We start from the raw sequence: 21,068 nt of genomic DNA, 5'->3' as shown, positions 1-21,068 counted from the left end.
AAAAGGGTGCTTCAGAAGTTGAACAACTTCTGAAGCACCCTCTTTATCGTTTACTCCACTGCGAGGAAACGGTATACTTTGCTTGCATATTCGCCAAAAAATTGTGGCGTTGCAAGACCAGCATATAGCAGCTGATCGCCGCCGTAAACCGTTTCTTCACCAAGCAGCTTGTAATCACGGTTCGGATCAAGACCTTTTAGGCAGAAACGATTGAGCTTCAGATTCGGCTCTTGCAGAACTGAAACGAAAACAACAAATGCTTCCTTTTTATCCTTGGAGACGAACATCCACGCCGTCTCATTCCCTTCAAACGGGCTAAGCAGACGATAGAAGTCTCCAAATTGCACAAGATGCCGAACATCCTTATACAGAGCAACCTGCTCCTTAACTGTCGTCTTCTCTTCCTCGGTAAATTGAGTCAGATCAAGCTCATAACCAAAGTTTCCAGACAACGCAACATTTCCTCTAGTTTCTAAGGAAGTCATACGTCCAACTTGATGGTTAGGCACTGCTGATACGTGAGCGCCCATTGCGCTTACTGGATAAACGATGCTTGTTCCGTATTGAATTTTCAAGCGGGATACCGCATCCGAGTTGTCGCTTGTCCATGTTTGCGGCATGTAATAAAGCATGCCTGCATCGAAGCGACCGCCGCCGCCGGAGCAGCTTTCAAACAACACATCTGGGAAAGCAGAAGTGATTTGTTCAAGGACGGAATAAAGACCTAGCATATAACGATGAGCTGTCTCGCGTTGACGCTCCGCAGGCAGCAGCGCTGAACCGATCTCCGTCATATTGCGGTTCATATCCCATTTCACGTACGTAATCGGCGCACTTGAAAGAATATCTGAGATCGACTTAACGATGTATTCCTGAACGTCCTTGCGCGACAAATCTAGAATAAGTTGATTTCTCGCTTGTGTCCGTCTGCGTCCATCGATATGCAAGCACCAATCCGGATGAGCTTTATACAGCTCACTCTCAGGTGAAATCATTTCCGGCTCAAACCATAAGCCGAATTGCATATCTAGTCGCTTCACGCGGCTAACCAAATCCTCTAGGCCATTTGGCAGCTTTTTCGGGTCAACAAACCAATCACCTAGTGATGTGGTGTCATTGTCGCGCTTCCCAAACCAGCCGTCATCCAGTACAAACAGCTCGATGCCAAGCTCTTGGCCGGCACGCGCAATATCTTCGATTTTATCTGCATTAAAGTTAAAATACGTCGCTTCCCAGTTGTTGACCAGTATCGGACGAGTTTGATCACGGAACGTACCGCGAATTAAGCGAGCACGGTATAAATCATGGAAGCTGCGCGACATGCCGCCGAGACCATGCTCGGAATGAACCATTACCGCCTCCGGCGTTTGGAATTGCTCACCTGGCTCCAGTCTCCAATTAAAGTCGAAGGGGTTTATCCCAATAAATAACCTAGCTGCATGAAATTGATCCACTTCGACACCCGCCGTAAAATTACCGCTGTATACAAGGCTTACACCGTAAACGTCACCATGATCCTCGGTAGAACCCTCCGAGAGTAAAGCGACAAACGGATTTTGCATATGGCTGCTTGAACCTCTGCGGCTCTCGATTGATTGCAGACCCGGCTCAAGTTTGCGCTTATGAATATGACGCTCACGAATCCAAGCTCCAGAGAGCTGAAGCATTTCAAAGTTGTCATGCGCAAAATCCAAGCTCATGCTGAATGCGCGCTGTAATTCTAAAGTATCAGATCCGTTGTTGACGATTCTAGCCGAACGGGCAATCGCATCGTAGTCTTCAAACACTGTATAAGACAATATGACGGACAAACCTGTCAAATCATCTTTCAGCGTAATTTCAAGCGTTTGTGCTTCAGAGTCATTTTCAATATACGTTGCAGGCAATCCAGCAAGCGGCGGCTTTCCAACGATAATTTGGTGCGAATCAAAGCGCAAATCCGTTACGGTTGTTCCGTTTGGAAGCTTGACCTGGAAAGCAGGCATACGGAAATCCGAGTTTCCGTATGCTGGATACTCATGAGGAAGTGTATCTAGCGACAATTCGCGCTGATCCAGCTCTGTGCTAGGCGTGAAAGAAGCACGCTCCTTAAGCTCGAATAGACGCTCCAGCTGCACCCCGCGAATTTTTTTGCCCCAATAGACGTGTGCAGGGTAACCTGTTTTTGTAATATGGATGACATAGCTAGTATCCTTCGCTTGCAGGTGAAATAACGAACGCTGTTGATCATATTGAATAGACAAAATAATAACCTCCTAAATGTTTATATAAATGAATAAAAACTATTTCACAGAGCTGCCGCAGCTATCCCGCACGATGAGAGTAGTATTGATGGTCATATGAACAGCTGCCTCTCGGCCTTCAATTCGCTCAAGCAGCAGTTGTACCGCCATTCTGCCCATATGCTCGGTATGTGCGCGAACAGTTGTAAGCGGTGGATTCAAAAATGCAGATATTTCGATATCATCAAAACCTACAATCGCCATATCCTCAGGTACCCGAAGACCATGCTCATGCAGTGCGCGCAAAGCGCCAACCGCCATCGGATCACTCCCTATAAAACAAGCGGTCGGGCGCGAGTTTTGCTGAAGCATCTGATTCATCGCTTCATAACCGCTGTTTGAAGACCAATACTTCTTAATCACATAACTTTCATCATAAAGACCAAGCTCGCGCATCTCCTTCTCGAAAAAAACACGCCGAAGCTCATCAACTTCCATACCTTCATCTTGACGATTCAGACGATGGATATAATCATTCCCGCCGATATAGCCTATTTTTTGATGGCCCAGTTCTCTAAGATGTTTGATTACCGCCCGGGTTGCTTGCTCGAAATGCAGCTTTACGGTGTCATAATCGTAAAGCTCGTCCGAATGGTTCACAAATACAAGCCGGTTTCCATTGCTATACAACTGATTGACATCCTTATCATGAATGGAGCCCACAACAATAACACCATCCAGCTCGTTTAAAGGCTGCATCTCCACTCGGCTGTTGCCGCGAAGTACTTTAACAATGTTAATGCCAAGCTCCTCGCAGCGTGTTTCAATTCCTTTGCGAATGGATGAGAAATAAGGATCCTCATGCTCATCTTCTAGTGTCGACCACATAAGCAAACCGATTTGCTGACGCGAGAGTTGCTCTTCCTTCTTCATTCTTCGCAGCCTGGACGGCTTATATTGCAGCTGCTCGGCAATGCTAAATATACGTGTACGCGTTTCTTCACTTACTGCCAAGGTAACATCATTGTTCAAAACCCTGGATACGGTAGCAGCTGAAACGCCTGCTTCCTGCGCAATATCTTTTATCGTCGCCATACCACACCCCGAATTTAGTTAATAAATTTACTAAATAACAATTATAGTTTAGCAGACGCTCGTAAAGTCTTCAAGCACCCCAGCCTATCTTTATGTAAAATACTTCAACAGCACAAAAAAAGACCCCAACGTCTGCTATTGGGACCTCTTGTTCTTTTATAAAAATAAAGAAGCTGCCCCTCAGTAAAGGCGCAGCCCCGCTTAAAAATCTTTTCGTCTCATAATTAACATGCCTATAGCTAACATCGCAATGGTGTATATCGAGCAATAAATGATAAAGGAGTTTGAAGCAGCTCCATTAATGGAGAAAATACTTAGCTCTGTATTGATGTTATATAAACCTCTAAGCTCAGAAATTGAAAATAATTCATTAAGCATGCGCTGCTGCAAAGCATCTGCCGGCATGGCCAGCTTAATTAAACCTGTGATCGTCTCAAGCGTTTGCATCCCTTTCATTTGAATCGTCCCAGTGCTCATAAATCGGCCGATTGTACTGCCAAGCCAGCCCATACCGAACAGCATTGTCATCCAAATGCCGTTTCCTAAAGGGCTTAAATAACAGGAACCGAGCATCGTTAAGGATACTAAAAGCGGAATGACAGAAATAAAAAACAGGAATGATTTGAAGTACACAACCATGCCGAATAAGACGCCAGTTTCTACCCAGCTGATGAGAATAATCGAGCTGAATAATAGGAAAGCATATAACGCAACATAACTGACAAAACCGAGCCATCTGCCCATAAACCACTTCCAGCGCGCAATGGGTCTAGCAAGTACGGATTGAAGCACACCTTGCTCTGCTTCTCCAGTCACAGCTGCAACGGAGCTGAATATAGCAAGGAATGCAACGGCAAACGCGCCAAAGAAAAAACCAAGTGTCAGTATCATTGCACTGCGGGCAAAATTTTCGAATAAGTTCATAGAAGCAGCAACATGAACCTCACCACCAGCTATTGCATCAGCAATGAACCAATAAGCGATCCAGAAGAGGACGGTCATAATGAGCGTCATAAGTGTTACTTTTTTGCGAATAAGCTCCTTCCAGGTTAAGCCCCAAACCGCGATCATCTGCGCTCCCCCCTATGCTCAAGACCCGTTACGGCCTGAATAAACCACTCATCTAGCCGTGATTGTATTTTTCCAACCTCATACAGCGTCAGACCAAGCTCAATAAGGATGTAATTGACCAACCCGATTTGCTCGTCGTTTTCCAATTGTATTTCAAGCCAGACAGACCCTTCATCATTCTCAGCGTTAGACACGATAGCATTTACTCCTAATAGTTGCTGGATACGTTCAGCTGCTAAAGGGGTATAACCACTGACGCGTAAGCGCCAACTGGACTGTGAGCTCAGCACCTCTGCAACCTTGCCTTCCGCCAGCACTTTTCCATTATTAAGAAGAGCGACCTTGTCACATAGCTGCTCCACATCCTCGAGTAGATGCGAATTAAGAAAAATAGTCTTCCCTTGGCTTCTCAGCCTTGCAAGCAAATCTCGCACCTCATGCCTGCCAACAGGGTCAAGCGCCGAAGCCGGCTCATCAAGAAAAACGATATCCGGATTTGTGAGTAATGCGCAAGCGAGTCCAAGCCGCTGCTGCATTCCCTTCGAGTACCCTTTGAGCCTGTCTCTTCCACGGCTGCCAATACCCACTTCGTCCAGAAGTTGATGAATACGCCGTTTGGCCATAGAGCGATCCAGCTCACATAACTTCGCATGAAAAGCCAGAACCTCTTCGCCCGTCAGCCAATCCGGATAACGAAATAACTCAGGCAAATAGCCAAATCTCCGCCTAGCCTCGATCGTTCCAGAAGGCTGTCCGAAAATTTGAGCTTTACCTGAGGTTGGTTTGATGAGTCCTGTAAGCATTTTGACGATCGTGCTTTTTCCTGCTCCATTAGGACCGAGGAAGCCAAAGGCTTCCCCTTCTCTAATCGTCAGCGTCACATTATGACAGCCGCGTCCGTCGCCATAATCCTTGCATAATCCGATTGTTTCGATAGCAATAGCACTCATGAGTGAATCAGCTCCGCAATGAGCGACTGTACTTTTTGTTTATCCTCAAAATTGTTGAAATGTACATTTGTGACCATTCCATCTTCAAGCCACATCGCATTTGCATTGTTTAAGTCAGCGGATTGATTCAAATATACTTCAACCCCTTCAATAACGATTTTCTCCGGCTTTTCATTTGTAATGAGCGGAAATGGAATTTCTCCGTTTTCCATGCTTGATGCTTGCACAAGTGATTTGCGCAAATGATCAGGAAGCGCTGGGAAGCGGATCACAGCCTCATAAGCATCCTTTGCATCCACAGACGGATCAATTTTGATGCTAGGCTGCTTAACATATTCAACCCATACGCTTTGCTTAGAAGTACTTCCTTCCAGTGGCTCATAAGTAACCGTTACACCTTTGCCTGTGTTAAATTCGATGGCTTTGCCGTCTACTGATTTTGGCAGCAGCTTATCCGCGCCCAGCTTACGCATCGCATTGTTAATTTCATCAACATTCAGGCGGAAGGTAAAAGACTGCGCCGACATCGATGATATGTTACTGGACTGCATCCCCGGGACCGTCAATGTCGGAACAGGAAAACCCAGCTCCTTAGAAGCCTGATCCATCGTCAACTCTGACCAGTTTCCTTCCGTAGTCTGCTCGAAGCTGCCGAAACGGTTAACGGTTTCCAGCGTTTCGCCATCCTTCATGAAGCTGTTCATGAGCGATTCCAAATCATTTTGCTGCACAATCATCACGTTATCCATTCGGAACGTATTAAGCCATGCCGCTAGAGCTTCATTTGTAGAAGGCGTCGCTATTACAACCGTGATTAAAGCGGCGGCACATGCCGCTATTGTTTTGCCCATATTCCTTTTGAACCAGCTACCTGCTGCTCCGCTTTTATTTGGCTTATGACTAACAGCTGGACCAGGTGAAGTACGAACTCTTCCTACTGGTACTACATTCGCTTGCATTTGTGCAGGAATCGATTGTTCGGCCGTTACTGGTGTATGCACCACGCTGGCTGAAGCTGATGTTTCCTTATTGGGATGAGCATCGTACTTGCCCTGTTCTTCCCATTGCTCCCAAAGCGGCGATTGCTCTGAAGCCTGAAGCTGCTTCTCAAGGCGCGCCCATGCAGCTGACATCTGCTCTGCTTCTTTTTTATTTACTTCATCATTTTTTGTCATCTTTAACTCCTCCTAAAAGGTTTTGACCTTTAAAACTGAGCTTAGCTGGCGGTAGTAATCGCACTTTACTCATGAGACAAAGCTCCTTCTGTCTTATGCGCATGGCGCTTCAGCCTAGCCCCAGCTCTACGCAGCATCGTCCCGACTTGCGGCTGTCGCAACTCAAGCTGCTCTGCAATTTCTGCATAGCTGTATCCTTCATATCTGAGCAGCAGCATTTTCTTATCCCGTTCGGGCAACGTATCAAGCCAGCCTCTAACGCGTTCCTGCTCATCCTTGTCGATCACCTGCTGTTCATTGGACTGAACCGCTTGCGGATGTGCAAGTATGTTTTGCTCCTGCTTTTGCGTTAGAGCGCGCTCACGTGCTTTTTTATCCATATAATCATAAGCTAGCCTCGTCAATACTCGGTGAAGCCAGCCTCCAATTGCTTCAAGTTGATCCGGTGGATTCCGGTAAAGCCTTAGAAATGTTTCCTGGGCGAGATCCTCCGCTGCCGCTTCATCGCGAATAAGTGCAACGAGCTTTCGTCTAACCGAAGGATAATGCGTATTAAACTGCTGACGAAACAAATCCGGCGCCGAATGTTCCATTCCGTTTACCTCCTTACGTTTTTTGCTCAAGCTATAAAGAAGACGATGTTGTCGGTCATTTTGTAACACAATAGGTAAAATAATATTTTACCTAATGAATAGCATACTTATCGACAACTACAACCGGCAATCACTCCTAGATAAAATCTGCTGAATTAAAAAAAAACGCCTCCACGTTTGACGGGAGACGGAATGTCCATCAGGCTTCCTTATTATGTTCCATATATAGCTGGACAAATCTCGGTGCGGCAACAGGAGGACTATAAATATAGCCTTGAACAGCATCGCAATGATGATCATTAATAATCTGCAGCTCTTCCTCCGTCTCAACACCTTCAGTGACAACTTTCAAATTTAAATGATGGGCGATGACGACGACGGATTTAAAAATCATTTGTTTCTTATAATCGTTTACGATACCGCTGATAAAAGATTTATCAATCTTCAACGTATGTAGTGGAATATTTTGCAAATAGCTGAGTGATGAATAGCCAGTTCCAAAATCATCAAGCGACAGCTTAACGCCGAGCTGCTGCAGCTCATGCAATATGTTGAGCGTGTGAGCCGCGTTGTCCATAAAAATCGACTCTGTAATTTCCAGCTCGATCTGGTGAGGCTTGATACCAGCATCTGAAATGATTCGTTCAATCGTATGAACAATTTGTTTCTGTTGGAATTGTATCATCGACATATTTACACTGATTGATAGCTGCTGCAGTCCCATGAGCTCCCACTCTTTAATTTGCTGGCAAGCTGTATGTAACACCCACTCACCTAGTGTAATAATGAAGCCGGTTTTCTCTGCTATCGGGATAAAGTCAAGCGGTGATACCATACCCAGCTCGGGGTGATTCCATCTAATTAAAGCTTCTGCCCCATAAATAGAACCGGTCATTAAATCAACCTTAGGCTGATAATATAGCATAAATTGGCCCTGTTCTAGAGCTTTGGACATGCTGCTCTCAAGGATAAGCTCCTTCTTCGTCACATCATTAATAGAATGAGAATATATTTTGCATGTATTTCGCTCTTTCTTCGCCACATACATCGCAATATCAGCTTCCTTCACAAGCTGGTCTGCAATCGCCGGCGTCCATGCATGATGAATGCTCATTCCGATACTCGCAGTAATATAAAACATTCGATCATCAAGGCCTATTGGCTCGGAAATAGCCGACAGGATTGCTTCTGCCTTATTCATCGCCTCATGGAGGTGACTCACTTTTTCTAGCAGCACGATATATTCATCGCCCCCAAAGCGGAATACTTTTCCCGAGCTGCCGAGGGTTAGCATGATTCGTTGTGCCATCTTCTGAAGCAATTTGTCACTCATCGAATGGTCAAGCATATCATTTATCATTTTGAACCGATCGAGGTCGATAAAGAGCAACGCTATATGTCCCTGCATCTTGTTATGCTCTGTTGCTTTACCTTCCATATAACGGTGATAAGCATATCGATTCGGAAGCCCGGTCATTAAGTCATGCGTCGATTGATATTCAATTAAATTGTCAGCTTCTTTGCGCTGGATAAGCATATGATTAAAATGATTAGCCAAATATTCAAACTCGTCATTCGTATGAATGCTTAGCTGCTGTTCTACGCCTCCAACTGCGACAGCCGATGTTGCTTGTATAACCTTATAAATATTGACTAAGATGATTTTCCTAACGAGAATGACCATCACAACCGCCATCAAAAGCAAAGCAATCCCTGTTATTAATAAAGATTCCCTAAGACTTTTGTAATAATTAGACAGCATGTTCTTTTTGGGGATGATCGTTTCAATATGCCAGAGTACATTATGAACGAGAATCGGATGAAGCAGCCGCAATACGGTCTCGTTGGTGTTTGAGTCTCGTGTATAAGCAAACCTCGAATCCGCCCCTTTCATCGCCTCAAGCTCATCCACATTAGACCATAGCATATAGGGAGCATTAACAAGCTCGGGGTGCATGCCATTAGCCAAATACTGATTATCTGTCGTAATAATCGTAGAGTATCCGCCTAACGGCCTGAAAGCTTCAATCTGCTTCTGCATCGACTCAAGCGAAATATCCGCTCCTACAATACCCAAAAACTCATTCTGCTCATTCAAAATAGGCTGCACAAGCGATATCATCAATACGGATTTACCATGAATGTTATATGCATATGGCTCTATTAGCGAGAACGACTTCGTAACCTTAGGCGTTTGATAGAAGCTGCCTTTTTCTTTATCCTCGTAATTCTCAATTGCCAGAAATTGTATGGATTGATCCTTGCGAACGGCATAAGGAATGAAGCGCCCAGTAGCATCGTCATAGCTGTTTTTATTTTTATAAAATGCATCTTTTCCGTCATAAGCATTAGGCTCCCATAACGTGTAGACACCTAATAAATCAGGATGATTGCTAAGCACCTGCTTCAGTAATTCGACTATGTATTCACGATTTTGCAGATGATCTTTCCCCATCTGAGTCATGGTCTCTTCAAGTGTCTGAAGCATCATCATCGTTTGGTCCATCGTTTTTGTGAAAGGATATATATAGGCCATAGACTCTGTTTGCGCAAGTAGTTCACTTTCGCTCAGGTTGGAATTATAAAGTTTGACGAGGTGAGCGGTTACTAATAGACCAAACGAAAGAATAACTAGCGGTCCTATGGAAAATATTAATTTTTGAGCGATGCTTAGCTTAATCTCTCTCATTCGATCCTATCAGCCCCTTGTTGTCAAAGAAAGAAAAAACGACGTAATATGTCAATTTATGATACGATTCTAGTATACTTGACATTTTGACCCAAACACAATGATAAAAATAGGATAATAACACTATACAGTTCGACAAATAACCTCATTCTTTTCATAATTTTTCAACTACAAGAGTCGATAGCATCTATTTTAATTTGTATATTCTCTAGTAAGATGGACCAATACTTCTTCGAATCAAGAGGCGACATTTTTTCATAAAAAAACGCCCCCTCTGTCTATGACGGAGAAGGCGATTGGTAAATGAGCTTACACTTGATTTTGCTTGTTCTTCTGCTTCACTTCGTTATCATCAATGCCGCGGTCATGATCCTCTAAGCGATGAGGACGTTTGCCTTTTCCGCCATGAAGCTTATAAAGCTCTTCACGCAGCTCCTCCGACGTCTTGCCTTCTGTCTTGATGCCATGCTCCTTCGCTATCTCACGCAAATGCTCTAGCCGCTTCGCTTGATGCTCTGCTTTAAAGGCTTCCCATTTATCTTTATTGGCAAGCTTCGCAGCCTCTACTTCCTTCTTCAGCTGTTCCACTGTCTTGCCTTCGGCTTGAATACCAAAATAGGTCGCTATTTCCTTCAGCTTCTCCAGCCGATAAGCCTCAAAATCCTTGCGAGTCATTTTTCCTTTGTAATGCTTATGCTCTTTGTCCACATCAGACTCATTTGGGTGCTGAACGACTAATGAAGCATTAGGCAAAGCCTTAACCGACTTCGCTGCCCATACGGGAGCGACTGAAAACAGTACAGCCAGCGCTACCATAGGAATAAACCATTTTCTAATCATTTGTTGCCACACCTTTCCATTACATTCGTGATGCAGAGACAATAGTCATGCCTCGTCAGCATTATTTTGCCCAAGCATTCACAGGAATAGACATGATAATGGCAATTTTCGACATTTCCCTACAACAAGATGATTAACCCTGCGTCTCTACATTCAAGGCCTGCTCAAGTTGTTCCAGCTCGTGCAGCAGCCATTCTTTAGAAAAATGCTCTCCGATAAATACAGCTACATCGTTAACATGTCCTTGTGGCTCGATCCTCATAAAATCAGATTCCTTATACGCATATTGAAAAAGAAACCTGCTCGGCGCATCCGTAAACGTCACGATCCCTTTTGCACGGTAAATATTAGCCGGAAGCCTCTGCAGCAAAGATTCAAAGGCTTCGCTGCTTACCGGTCCGCGCCAGTAGTGCGTCACAACCATAACATGGTCATGCGAATGATGATGACTGCTGTGGTCGTGGTCATGAGTGCAGCCCTCTACCGAGCATGCTTCGCCGCCTTTAATATGATCATGCGAGGCATAGTCGCGGTTTTGCATGTCTTCCGTTTCATCACTAGCACCTACAAGTGCTTGACGACTCGAATTTTCAGCCGATTCAAGCCAGCTCCAATCGTCAATTGCACAGCGAACGGTTGCTACAATTTGAGCATGAGCGTTTAATTCTCGCAGCTGCTGCTGTGCTTCAACTAACTGATCGGGCTCCAGCTTGTCCGCCTTATTCAACAGCAAAATCGTAGCGCATTTTATCTGCTCCAACATCAGCTTGAACGTGCGCCCTTTTCCATCGCGGCTCCTTGTCAACAGCTCAGGGCCATCGACAATCGTTATAACACTCTGAAGATCGATCTCCTTATACATGGCTGCTTCGGTTATCCCATCCAACGTTTCCATCGGATTTGCAGCACCGGTCGATTCGATAAAGATGACATCAGGCTTATGCTCATCAATGAGCATGCTTATCTCCATCCCCAAATCACCCCGCATTGTACAGCAGATACAGCCGCTCAGCATTTCTGCCATCGGCACTTCATCCCCTACGAGTTGACCATCCAGGTTAATATCGCCCAGCTCGTTCATAATGACCGCCGGCTTCTTGCCTTGCGCGGTGTAATAGTCTAACAATCTTCTGAGCAGCGTTGTCTTGCCGCTTCCAAGAAAGCCTGACAGCAAATGAACCGGTATATGTTGTTCTCTATTCGTCATCGCAAATTCTCCCGTATGTCCATATTTTAAGCTAATGGTGAATGCTACTATTATATCGTAATTGTTACGTTCATTCATCCTAAATGAGAAAGCATGCTGCTCATTAGAAAATAGTACTTTGCCAGGGCCATATTAGGTGATTTGAAAAAGATATGATATTTACGCTATATGGCGCACTAGCCGATTAAATCTGTTGTAGTTTCTGCAATAGATACCTTACATGATGGAGCAGCAAACGAGCTACGTTGCAGATTTACAATAGAAAACTAGACTGAGCCTAAAAACAGACCGAATTCAGACCATTCTGTTGTACTAACTACAGTGTACGACGTCGCTTGCTCCTCTCGAGCTCATTCTATTGTAAAAACTACAACGTATCTTACTTAATTCTTTAAGTGCGGGTGCCGGTGCGGGACTACACTGTAAAAAAATAAAAACGGTATTGCCCTTCTATAGGGACAATACCGTTCTTATGTTTGTTAGCCTTTAACAGCTCCTGCCGTCATCCCTTTCATGACCTGCTCCTGAAACGCCAGATAAGCGATGATCGTTGGGATAACAGCAAGCGCCATCGCTGCCATCGTAAGTTTATAGTCTGTAGAGTAACCTGTTGCAAATATGGATAAGCTGAGCGGCAGCGTCTTTAAACCAGGATCACTAATAAACACGAGCGCGAAAGAGAAATCATTCCAATATCTCAAGAAGGCTAGGATGCCAACTGTGGCTAGTGCCGGAAGGGACAACGGAAGCATCATACGAAGAAAAATTCCCCAGTAGCCTGACCCGTCAATCATCGCAGCCTCTTCAATTTCTTTCGGAAAGGTGTTCATGTAAGCCACACAAACGAAAATGGCTATCGGCATCTCGAACGCTGTATATGGCAAGATCAATGCCGCATAAGTGTTCAAAATGTCTATCTTGTTCATTAAGATGAACAACGGAACGAGTGTACTGTGAATCGGGATGAGCATGCCTAACATAAAAGTCCCGAGTACTAGCAGCTTGCCTCTAAACTGAAAGCGTGAGATGACGTACGCGCTCAATGCGCCCATCACAAGGGTGATGACAAGTGCAATTAATGTGACAATGACCGAGTTCATAAACGCAGTGCCCATATCCGCAACTTCCCAAGCACGGGCGAAATTGCTCCAATTCCAAATGTCCGGCAAGCCGAACGGACGCGAGTAAAATTCCTCGTTTGTTTTGAAGGCGCTAATAAACAGCCAAATGAGCGGATAGAGTGTTACTAAGGCGTACACGGTTAAACCTACGGATTGCAAGCTTCCTCTGAACTTGCGCAGCCCCGTTCCTAAACTTGCGGAGGAGGCTGAGTGTGCAGCGCTGAGTGATGGCGTAGTCATACTAAAGATCCCCCTCCATTATTTTTTTGATTTCATTAAATACTGGCTTCCTGCTACGAGAACCAAACTGATTATAATGATCATTGTGGATACCGCGCTGCCGTAACCGAATCGATAGATCGAGAATGTATTATTGTACATGTACGATGCAAGCAGCTCCGTTGAATTCGCAGGTCCGCCGCCTGTCATGACATAAATAAGATCGAAAGCTTTAAGACTGCCAGATATACAGAGCACCACTGCTACTTTAATCGTATCCCAAATCATCGGAAGCTTGATCGAAAACAGCTTGCGAGAACCTTTTGCACCGTCAATCTGAGCTGCATCGTCGATTTCGCTCGGTATATTTTGCAAAGCAGCAATAAACATAATGAGATAAGGACCTACATTCAGCCAAATGATTGGAACCATGATGGCATACATCGATATCGATGGATCAGACAACCACTGCTGTTTCCAACTGCTTAATCCCAATGTGTCGAGTAAAAAGTTCAATACCCCGATTTGCGGATGATAAATGTACCCCCAGATGATGCCAACTACGACAGATGAGAGCACCATCGGCATAAAGATTGAAGCTCGGATAAACTTTTGGAACCAACCGTTTTTAAGCAGTACTAAGGATAAAAGCAGTGCAATCGGCACTTGACCGAAAACGGATGCTGCAACGATGAGCAGATTGTTTTTGAACGAATGCCAGAACAAACGGTCTTGAACAACCTCCTTGTAGTTGTCTAGTCCGATAAATCGCATCTCCCCAATACCCTTCCAATCGAAAAAGCCATAATAAGATGACCATAGTATCGGTACGATAACAAAAAAGATGAAAAGCGCAAGCGCCGGAAGAAGTCCGATAGCGATAAAGCCTCTGATGCGTAAAGATGATGACATAATCGTCCCTCCTAAAGGTTTGCGCAGCAAACCTACTTCGTAAGCATGAGCTAAGGTTTGCGCAGCAAACCTACTTCGTAAGCTTGAGCTAAGGTTTGCGCAGCAAACCTACTTCGTAATTCTAGTTAAGAGAAAGGGGCTTTCCTGATGGCAGCGGAATTTCATTCCTTTAAATCTCTTCCTGTTATACTGGCTGTAAAGGACTTCAATATGCCGATGATATCGCGATCAGGAAATACCTTATTCTCATTAGCCTAACTACTGAGCAGCTATGTTACTTTCCTAGCGCTTTCGCTTGCGCCTCTTGGATTTTTTTCGCTACGTCTTCCGGTTTGCCGCCCATCAATAGCTCTTGCAGTCCATTATTCACTGCCTCAGCTCCTGCAGAAGTCAACTTGCCATCATACACCGGCGTCATCTTCACACTGTTCACTAGCTCATATACTTCGCTAAAGATTGGAGAAACTTTGCTTTTATCAAGCTCTACTTTGTAGCTGACAAGTTGATTGCTCTCAAGTGTACGTTTCTGAGCATCAGGACCCGACATTGCGTAAATGAGTTCAAATGCTGCATCCTTCTTCGCGCCAATTGCGTCCTTGCCTAGACCCATGCCGACACCAACTACGCCAGATAGAGAATTAGGATCGCCTTTTCCACCAGAAATTGATGGAAGAACAGTTGCGCCCATCGCCTTCAGTGCATCTTCAGAAGCATTTGAAGCTAGATTGGACAATGCCCATCCGCCGTCAATCATCATCGCAGCTTTACCTTGTGCGAACATTTGCTCCATTTGCGTATTGTCGATTGCGTTGAAACCGTCTTGGAAAGCACCTGCCGCACCAAGCTGTTGCATGTAAGTGAGAGCCTGTACAAATTCTGGATCCGTAAATGCCGCACCATCTTGGCTTGCTGCTTTCAAGAACCACTCCGTACCCGTTACGCGGTCAGCAAGCGAGCTGAAAATACTGGATTGTGCGAGCCAAGCTGCTTTGTTGCCTAGGGCAATTGGCGTAATATTTTTGCCTTTCAGCACACTAACGGCATTCAGCAGCTCATCCCAAGTTTTTGGAACAGTGAGGCCATTTTCCTCAAGAATCGTCTTGTTGTAATAAAGAATCGATGTTGGCGACAACCCCATTGGCGCACTATAGATGTTGCCATCTACAGTGAAAGCATCGAAAGAATTAGGCATGAACCCTTCCTTCCATTCCTTGTGGCTGTCGATCAGCTCATTAACCGGTTGAATGAGTTTTCCTGCGGAAAATTCCTGTGTCATAGAGCCATTGGATAAAATGAATACATCCGGCATTTCATCAGCCGCAGCAACCGTTTTGAGACGCGTCTTGTAGCCGTCTGGCGGAATCGCCTGAATGTCGAGTGTGATGTTCGGATGGTCCGTCTGGAACTGCTCAATAATCGAACGCATCGTTTGCGCTCTAAGATCATCGCCGGTAAAGTTATGCCATAAGCTTAGTTTCACTTTTTCAGCTGCCGACTCGCTGCCACCTTCATTTTTCTTGTCGTTATTGTTTGTTCCCCCGCACGCTGCCAGGATAGAAATCATAAGAGTGACCATAATTGCAATTGTTAATGTCTTCTTCATGTCATGTTTCCTCCTTGATATTTGTCTTACCTCCGAGTATAGGGAATCATAGACGACATGGGCAGGGGACAGAACTCAGGAGTAGGGTAGATAAACTTCAGCTTCTCGTCCGGTACTCCGAAGGTGTAAAACCCGTAAACCGTTTGAACAATTGGCTGAAATATTTCATATCTGTATAGCCCACGCGGCTTGCAACCTCACTCACCTTTATCGGTGATTCATCCAAAAGCCGCTTGGCGCGCTCCATTCTCATGCGAGTTACAAATTCGATATAGGTATGACCGGTCTCCCGCTTAAAAACCTCGCTGAAGTGATTAGGATTCAAATGAACATGCTTTGCAACCTGCTGCAATGTAAGCTCCTTGTCCAAATGATCATGAATATAGGCAATCGAACGCTTGATGTAAGGTATGCCTTCCTGTCCGATCGACTCACGATACAACTTCATCAATTGCTGAAGCTGTTCATTAAGTAATCGGGCTCCGTTATCTGTGCTAGAGGAGGAGGAAGTGTTGTTAACCAGCTTTTCTTTTGAGAGGGCTGCAGCTTCGCCAAAAGAAGCAATGACTCGCTCAACCCAGCGGTGAGCGGAAATTTGAACGGAGTGAAGAAACCTCCGCAAGGAATCGGGCGTCGTATCAGCGTCTTTGAGCTGGAGCTCGATAAGCTCTTGAACCCATTGATACAGCTGGGTGTCCGTTCCGTTTTGGAATAACGCGGTAAGCTGACCTTCTTCCTCCTGCGAGCAGACAGTACGTCCGCCTCGGCGTCCCTTTACTTCCTCGTAAGTCAGCAATCCTTCTTGGCCTATAATTCCTTTGAACAAAAATGCATAGGAAGCCTCGGAATAGGAAGCATGAATCTTACGCCAATCTGCAATAACCGTGCCTGTTGCCGCAAACAACTTGCATTTTAGCTTACGCGAGACCCTCTCCAGCAATCTAGCGAGCTGTGATTGATCCGCTCTCATGCCTTCGTGCCTAAGAAGAATGACGAGAGTGTCTTTACGCAGAAGCGCTTCCCCATCTATCAGCTCACTAATCATATTGTGCACAGCAAACAGCAATAAATAGCCATGTCCCGCTTTATCTCCCCAGCCTTCAGCCGAGACGATTACCGTTTGATAAGAGAATGTTTCGTTTAATCGCAGCTTCGGCAGAAGCTTCACTGCCTTCTCCGCTGAATGGTTATCCATTTCTGCGTCCGCCACAAGCCGCTCGAGCAGCCTATCACGCAGTTGGTCTCGCTTTAATGCCTCCCATTTTTGCAGGATACGCATCTTCGCTCCATTTACCGCTCGGATGATTTCATCGGGACGACTGGTTTTAAGCAAATAATCGCCTGCTCCTTCTCGTATAGCCTGCTGAGCATAGGAAAACTGATCGTAGCCTGTCAAAATAATAACTTCGCTATCCGGCAGCAGCCTTCTAACATCTCCCGCTAGCTCTAAACCGCTGCGTCCCGTCATTTGAATATCGGTGAGCACAATCTCCGGCTGCTCTAATTCCAAACGAGCAAGCGCCTCCTCGGCTGATGCTGCCGGCTGCAGCAGCTCATAGCCAAGGTCCGCCCATTTTATAACGGTGCTAAGACCTGTTCGAATAATGACCTCATCATCTACGATTAACAGCTTCATTAGGCTCTTCCTCCTTCGGTTAACATCGGGATCGAGAAGGACACGCGAGTTCCTATACCATCCACGCTTTCAATGCGCAAGCCCGCTTCTGCCCCGTAATGCAGCTGCAGCCGCTTATGAACATTGCGCAGTCCATAGCTGCCGCGTGCCAAGCGATCACGTTCTTTTTTTCGATCATCCGGGCCGTGCAGCTCCTTATAAATAGCAGCCAACTTAACCGCATCGATGCCAACGCCTGTATCCTCTACGGCAAAGGCCATAAATAATCCTTGCGTATGTGCAGTTACTTTGATCGAACCTGCTTCTGCTTTCTTTTGAATACCGTGAATAAGAGCATTCTCAATTAAGGGCTGCAGCAGCAGCTTCAGCATCGTTAAATCCAATAAATCCGGTTCGACCTGAACGACAAACTCGAACTTGTCTGGGAAGCGGATGGATTGAATATTGGCATAATGGCCGGCATGCGCCACCTCCTGCTCAACCGAACAAAACTCCTCGCCGTTGTTCAAGCTGAATCGCATGAAATCACTTAAGCTTCCGACCATATCGGCCGTCTTCTCATCCTGATTCATCAGCGCCATCCAGTGAATAGATGACAGCGTATTGTACAGAAAATGAGGATTGATCTGCGCCTGCAGTGCATGCATATCCGCTTCTTTTTTAGAGGATTCCTCCAGCTTCACTTGTTCCGTCAATCCTTCAATTCGCTCACTTAGCTTATTGTAGCTACGCACCAGTTGGCCTACCTCATCCATCGACTCCACCGGGTACGTTTGCATCGGCTCCTCCGGGTTCGAGTGCTTCAGAAACTGCGTCAGCATAATGAGTGGATTGGTCACTCTCTGAACGAAATAAAGGACGAGCACCGCTACGAGCAGCATCGAAAAAATAATGACGATCGCCATCAGCTGTAGGACGTAATTATTTTGGGCTTTGTATTCCGTAAAGGGCATAACACCCGTCAGACGCCAGCCTACATCAGCAACCGTATCGTAGAGAATAGTCTGTTTACTTTCCCCATGACCGTAATTGAGCGTCCCTGAGCTTCCTCTTATCGCCAAACCTGGCAGCAGCGCTTCCATTGTCGTCATTGACCCGCTTTGATCACTGCCGGATAATATCTGTCCTTTCTCATTGGACAACACGACGTAACCACCAGCAGAAATGCCCGCCTGCTTAAGCAGCTTGGATACAGCATCCTCATTAAGGCTAATGACTAACGTTCCGATTTGCTTGAAGCTGTTAAGACTGCGAATCGGCCTGACGAGCGAGATAACCTGCTTCACTCCTGCTGCTGTATCCGTCTCGTAGCGGCTAGTCCACCATTTCACGCTGGATTGAAACTGCTCAATATCTTGTCCAGTCAGCTCCGATAAGCCAGTCTCAAAAATCGTCGTATTCGAAACGGGATGCGAATGATGTTGCGGATAAATCGTAATGTCCGAAATATACGATTTGGAGAACACAAGATTGGATAGAAACTCAATCATTTGCGTCTGTTTAATGGCATTCTCGCCTGAACTGCTCAAATATTGCTGCACATCCTTTTGCCCGATCAAAAATAATGACATATTCTCGATATCTTGAACGATAAATTCGAGATTCGTACCCGTCTGCCGCAATAGGCCCTTGCCTGATTGCTTTGCCTTCTCTTCCGTAGCTGTCGCCGCCATGTTGTAGGCAAACAAGCCCAGTGCGAGCAGTGGTATGAGAACCGATAGCAGCAGCAAAAAGGATAACTTACGCTTTAATGAGCTACTAATCCAGCGCATCTCTCATCCCCACTCTCCTTCTCACGTGTCGAATAAAAAGTTTAAAAACATCCTATCACACTTTTTTTTAGGTTAACAGATTTTTTGTTTGATTTTTCTTGTAAGTCGTAGTACCATGTGGGCAATGAGGCTTTAAGAAAAGTGGAGAGTGAACGCAGGTGGAATCGATATCGCAGGAATTACTATTTTTGACGGAGATGGCCAAAGGTATAACCGCGCAGTTTGGAGACAATTGCGAGGTCGTTGTGCATGATTGGTCAAAGCCCGTAGACAGCACCATTGTTGTCATCGAGAATGGCCACGTCACCGGAAGAAAAGTAGGAGATCCCGGCACGAATCTTGGACTGGAAATTATGAGAGGCACCTCGGAGGGCGATAACCGCCATAATTATGTTACCCAGACGAAGGATGGACGTATCCTTCGCTCGACCTCCATGTACGTAAAAAATAACGCCGGCACCATCATTGGGGCACTCTGTATCAACTTCGACATTACCGATCTTATGGTAGCGGAGAGAACGCTTCAATCGCTGACAGCGAGCGGACTTCAACCTGTTCGGGAATCATTCGTCAGCAACGTAAACGACCTGCTTGATACGCTCATACAGGAGGCGCAGGTTACGATTGGTAAACCTCCGGCTGCCATGACAAAAGAAGACAAAATTAAAATCATTCAATTGCTTGATCAAAAGGGTGCTTTTCTCATTAAAAAGTCAGGCGAGAAGGTTTGCAGCTATTTGAGCATTTCAAAATTTACGTTATACAGCTATTTGGAGGAATCCAAAGGCGCGGATAGCGATGAAGGAGCAAGCGAATGAGCGAGCGATTGAATCGATTCAAAGATGAGGATCATGTGCTGGAGCTGGAAACACCATGCGTTGTGATCGACAGCGAGGTTGTAAACAACAACATAGCAGCAATGGCTGAAGCGGTAGCCCGCTGCGGCGTAAAGCTTCGTCCTCATGCAAAAACGCATAAGCTGCCTGAAATGGCAGCAAGGCAGCTGGCAGCTGGTGCCATCGGTATCACCGTAGCCAAAATTTCCGAAGCAGAGGTTATGGCGAGCAGCGGCATTCGTGATATTTTTGTCGCCTACCCGTTAGTTTCTAAATCCAAGCTAGAACGTGCAGCTCGGCTCAGTCTATCCGGCATTCGATTAATAATCGGAGTCGATAGCTTAGAGGGTGCTAAGCGAATTTCCGAGGTAGCGATGCGTGAAGGGGCAGAGCTCGAAGTACGCCTTGAGCTGGAGACCGGACTACGCCGTACAGGAGTTGCGATCGACAAAGCCGTTCAGCTTGCGAAGCAAATCAATGCGCTCGATGGTATAAAACTTAGCGGCATTTTCACGTATCGAGGGGCTATGTTGGGCGGAGCATCGACGCTTGATTTACAAGCTGCTGGTCATGAAGAGGGTCGCCTAATGGTCGACGCTGCCGCATCTTTACGAAACGCCGGTATCGCCATTCAAGACGTAAGCGTCGGTTCCTCGCCTACTGCGCTGTTCGCCGCTGAGATTGACGGTATAACTGAGGTTCGTCCTGGTACTTATATCTATCAAGACCGAATGCAGGCAGCATTCGGAACTTGCGCGCTTGATGATTGTGCCGGTGTTGTGCTCGCTACCATTGTCAGCCGTCCCTCAGATGATTTAATCATCATTGACGGCGGCAGCAAAACATTCGCTACAGACGTACAGCCAGGCAATTCTCCGTTGTTCCTTAAGGGCTTCGGCCATATCATCGGAGATCCCGATGCGGTTCTGGAGCGAATGAATGAGGAGCATGGCATGATTCGTGTTCTGCCGGATTCAGTCTATCAGGTTGGCGACTGCGTGCGCATAATCCCTAATCATATTTGCAGCACCGTTAATTTGCACAACTTTGTCTATATCAAGGATTCCACAGGGCAGCTTCGCCAAACGGCTGTAGCAGCTCGCGGAATGCTCGAATAACGAGAAGGA

General features: G+C 45.8%; 16 protein-coding genes. 2 read left to right on the top strand and 14 right to left on the bottom strand.

The window, feature by feature from the left end:
- Positions 1 to 50: 50 nt before the first annotated feature.
- The 14 genes from AC787_RS22075 to AC787_RS22010 all read right to left on the bottom strand — a co-directional run bounded on the left by AC787_RS22075 (position 51) and on the right by AC787_RS22010 (position 19,105).
- Positions 51 to 2,243: an alpha-galactosidase gene (locus AC787_RS22075; protein ID WP_054026760.1), complete on the bottom strand. Its 2,193-nt coding sequence runs from the start codon at positions 2,241 to 2,243 to the stop codon at positions 51 to 53.
- Positions 2,244 to 2,282: 39 nt separating this feature from the next.
- Complete coding sequence (locus AC787_RS22070) at positions 2,283 to 3,317, bottom strand: LacI family DNA-binding transcriptional regulator (protein WP_054026759.1); 1,035 nt, start codon at positions 3,315 to 3,317, stop codon at positions 2,283 to 2,285.
- Positions 3,318 to 3,518: 201 nt separating this feature from the next.
- Positions 3,519 to 4,388, bottom strand: coding sequence for a hypothetical protein (locus AC787_RS22065; RefSeq protein ID WP_054026758.1), 870 nt, complete (start codon positions 4,386 to 4,388; stop codon positions 3,519 to 3,521).
- On the bottom strand, positions 4,385 to 5,338 hold the full coding sequence (locus AC787_RS22060) for an ABC transporter ATP-binding protein (RefSeq protein ID WP_054026757.1): 954 nt from the start codon (positions 5,336 to 5,338) through the stop codon (positions 4,385 to 4,387). Before AC787_RS22060 ends, AC787_RS22065 begins: the two co-directional genes overlap by 4 nt.
- Positions 5,335 to 6,513 (bottom strand): hypothetical protein, encoded by a 1,179-nt coding sequence (locus AC787_RS22055; protein WP_054026756.1) that lies wholly within the window; start codon positions 6,511 to 6,513, stop codon positions 5,335 to 5,337. The genes AC787_RS22060 and AC787_RS22055 overlap by 4 nt, the downstream gene beginning before the upstream one ends.
- Before the next feature lie 65 nt (positions 6,514 to 6,578).
- Positions 6,579 to 7,106 carry a sigma-70 family RNA polymerase sigma factor gene (locus tag AC787_RS22050; protein WP_054026755.1) on the bottom strand — a complete coding sequence of 176 codons (528 nt, stop codon included), beginning with the start codon at positions 7,104 to 7,106 and terminating at the stop codon, positions 6,579 to 6,581.
- 199 nt (positions 7,107 to 7,305) lie between these two features.
- Complete coding sequence (locus AC787_RS22045) at positions 7,306 to 9,795, bottom strand: EAL domain-containing protein (RefSeq protein WP_054026754.1); 2,490 nt, start codon at positions 9,793 to 9,795, stop codon at positions 7,306 to 7,308.
- A gap of 309 nt (positions 9,796 to 10,104) precedes the next feature.
- Positions 10,105 to 10,635, bottom strand: coding sequence for a hypothetical protein (locus tag AC787_RS22040; RefSeq protein WP_054026753.1), 531 nt, complete (start codon positions 10,633 to 10,635; stop codon positions 10,105 to 10,107).
- A gap of 133 nt (positions 10,636 to 10,768) precedes the next feature.
- Positions 10,769 to 11,842, bottom strand: coding sequence for a CobW family GTP-binding protein (locus AC787_RS22035; protein ID WP_054026752.1), 1,074 nt, complete (start codon positions 11,840 to 11,842; stop codon positions 10,769 to 10,771).
- Positions 11,843 to 12,321: 479 nt separating this feature from the next.
- The gene (locus AC787_RS22030; RefSeq protein WP_082360906.1) at positions 12,322 to 13,203 is read right to left on the bottom strand and encodes a carbohydrate ABC transporter permease; all 882 of its coding nucleotides are present in this window, start codon (positions 13,201 to 13,203) and stop codon (positions 12,322 to 12,324) included.
- Positions 13,204 to 13,221: 18 nt separating this feature from the next.
- Positions 13,222 to 14,094 (bottom strand): carbohydrate ABC transporter permease, encoded by an 873-nt coding sequence (locus AC787_RS22025; RefSeq protein ID WP_054026751.1) that lies wholly within the window; start codon positions 14,092 to 14,094, stop codon positions 13,222 to 13,224.
- Between the two features lie 274 nt (positions 14,095 to 14,368).
- Complete coding sequence (locus tag AC787_RS22020) at positions 14,369 to 15,697, bottom strand: extracellular solute-binding protein (protein ID WP_054026750.1); 1,329 nt, start codon at positions 15,695 to 15,697, stop codon at positions 14,369 to 14,371.
- Between the two features lie 97 nt (positions 15,698 to 15,794).
- The gene (locus AC787_RS22015) at positions 15,795 to 17,333 is read right to left on the bottom strand and encodes a helix-turn-helix domain-containing protein (protein ID WP_054026749.1); all 1,539 of its coding nucleotides are present in this window, start codon (positions 17,331 to 17,333) and stop codon (positions 15,795 to 15,797) included.
- A complete protein-coding gene (locus AC787_RS22010) occupies positions 17,333 to 19,105 on the bottom strand; it encodes a sensor histidine kinase (RefSeq protein WP_054026748.1) in 1,773 nt (590 codons plus the stop codon). The genes AC787_RS22015 and AC787_RS22010 overlap by 1 nt, the downstream gene beginning before the upstream one ends.
- A gap of 158 nt (positions 19,106 to 19,263) precedes the next feature.
- On the opposite strand from AC787_RS22010, the gene AC787_RS22005 reads away from it, so the two are divergent.
- Together AC787_RS22005 and AC787_RS22000 are read left to right on the top strand one after the other, a co-directional pair.
- Positions 19,264 to 19,923: a transcriptional regulator gene (locus AC787_RS22005; protein ID WP_054026747.1), complete on the top strand. Its 660-nt coding sequence runs from the start codon at positions 19,264 to 19,266 to the stop codon at positions 19,921 to 19,923.
- Positions 19,920 to 21,059: an alanine racemase gene (locus AC787_RS22000; RefSeq protein ID WP_054026746.1), complete on the top strand. Its 1,140-nt coding sequence runs from the start codon at positions 19,920 to 19,922 to the stop codon at positions 21,057 to 21,059. The genes AC787_RS22005 and AC787_RS22000 overlap by 4 nt, the downstream gene beginning before the upstream one ends.
- Positions 21,060 to 21,068 lie beyond the last annotated feature (9 nt).

The sequence above is a fragment of the Bacillus sp. FJAT-28004 genome (assembly GCF_001280845.1).
Taxonomy (GTDB): domain Bacteria; phylum Bacillota; class Bacilli; order Paenibacillales; family Paenibacillaceae; genus Pristimantibacillus.
This window is presented reverse-complemented; position numbering and strand designations above follow the sequence as displayed.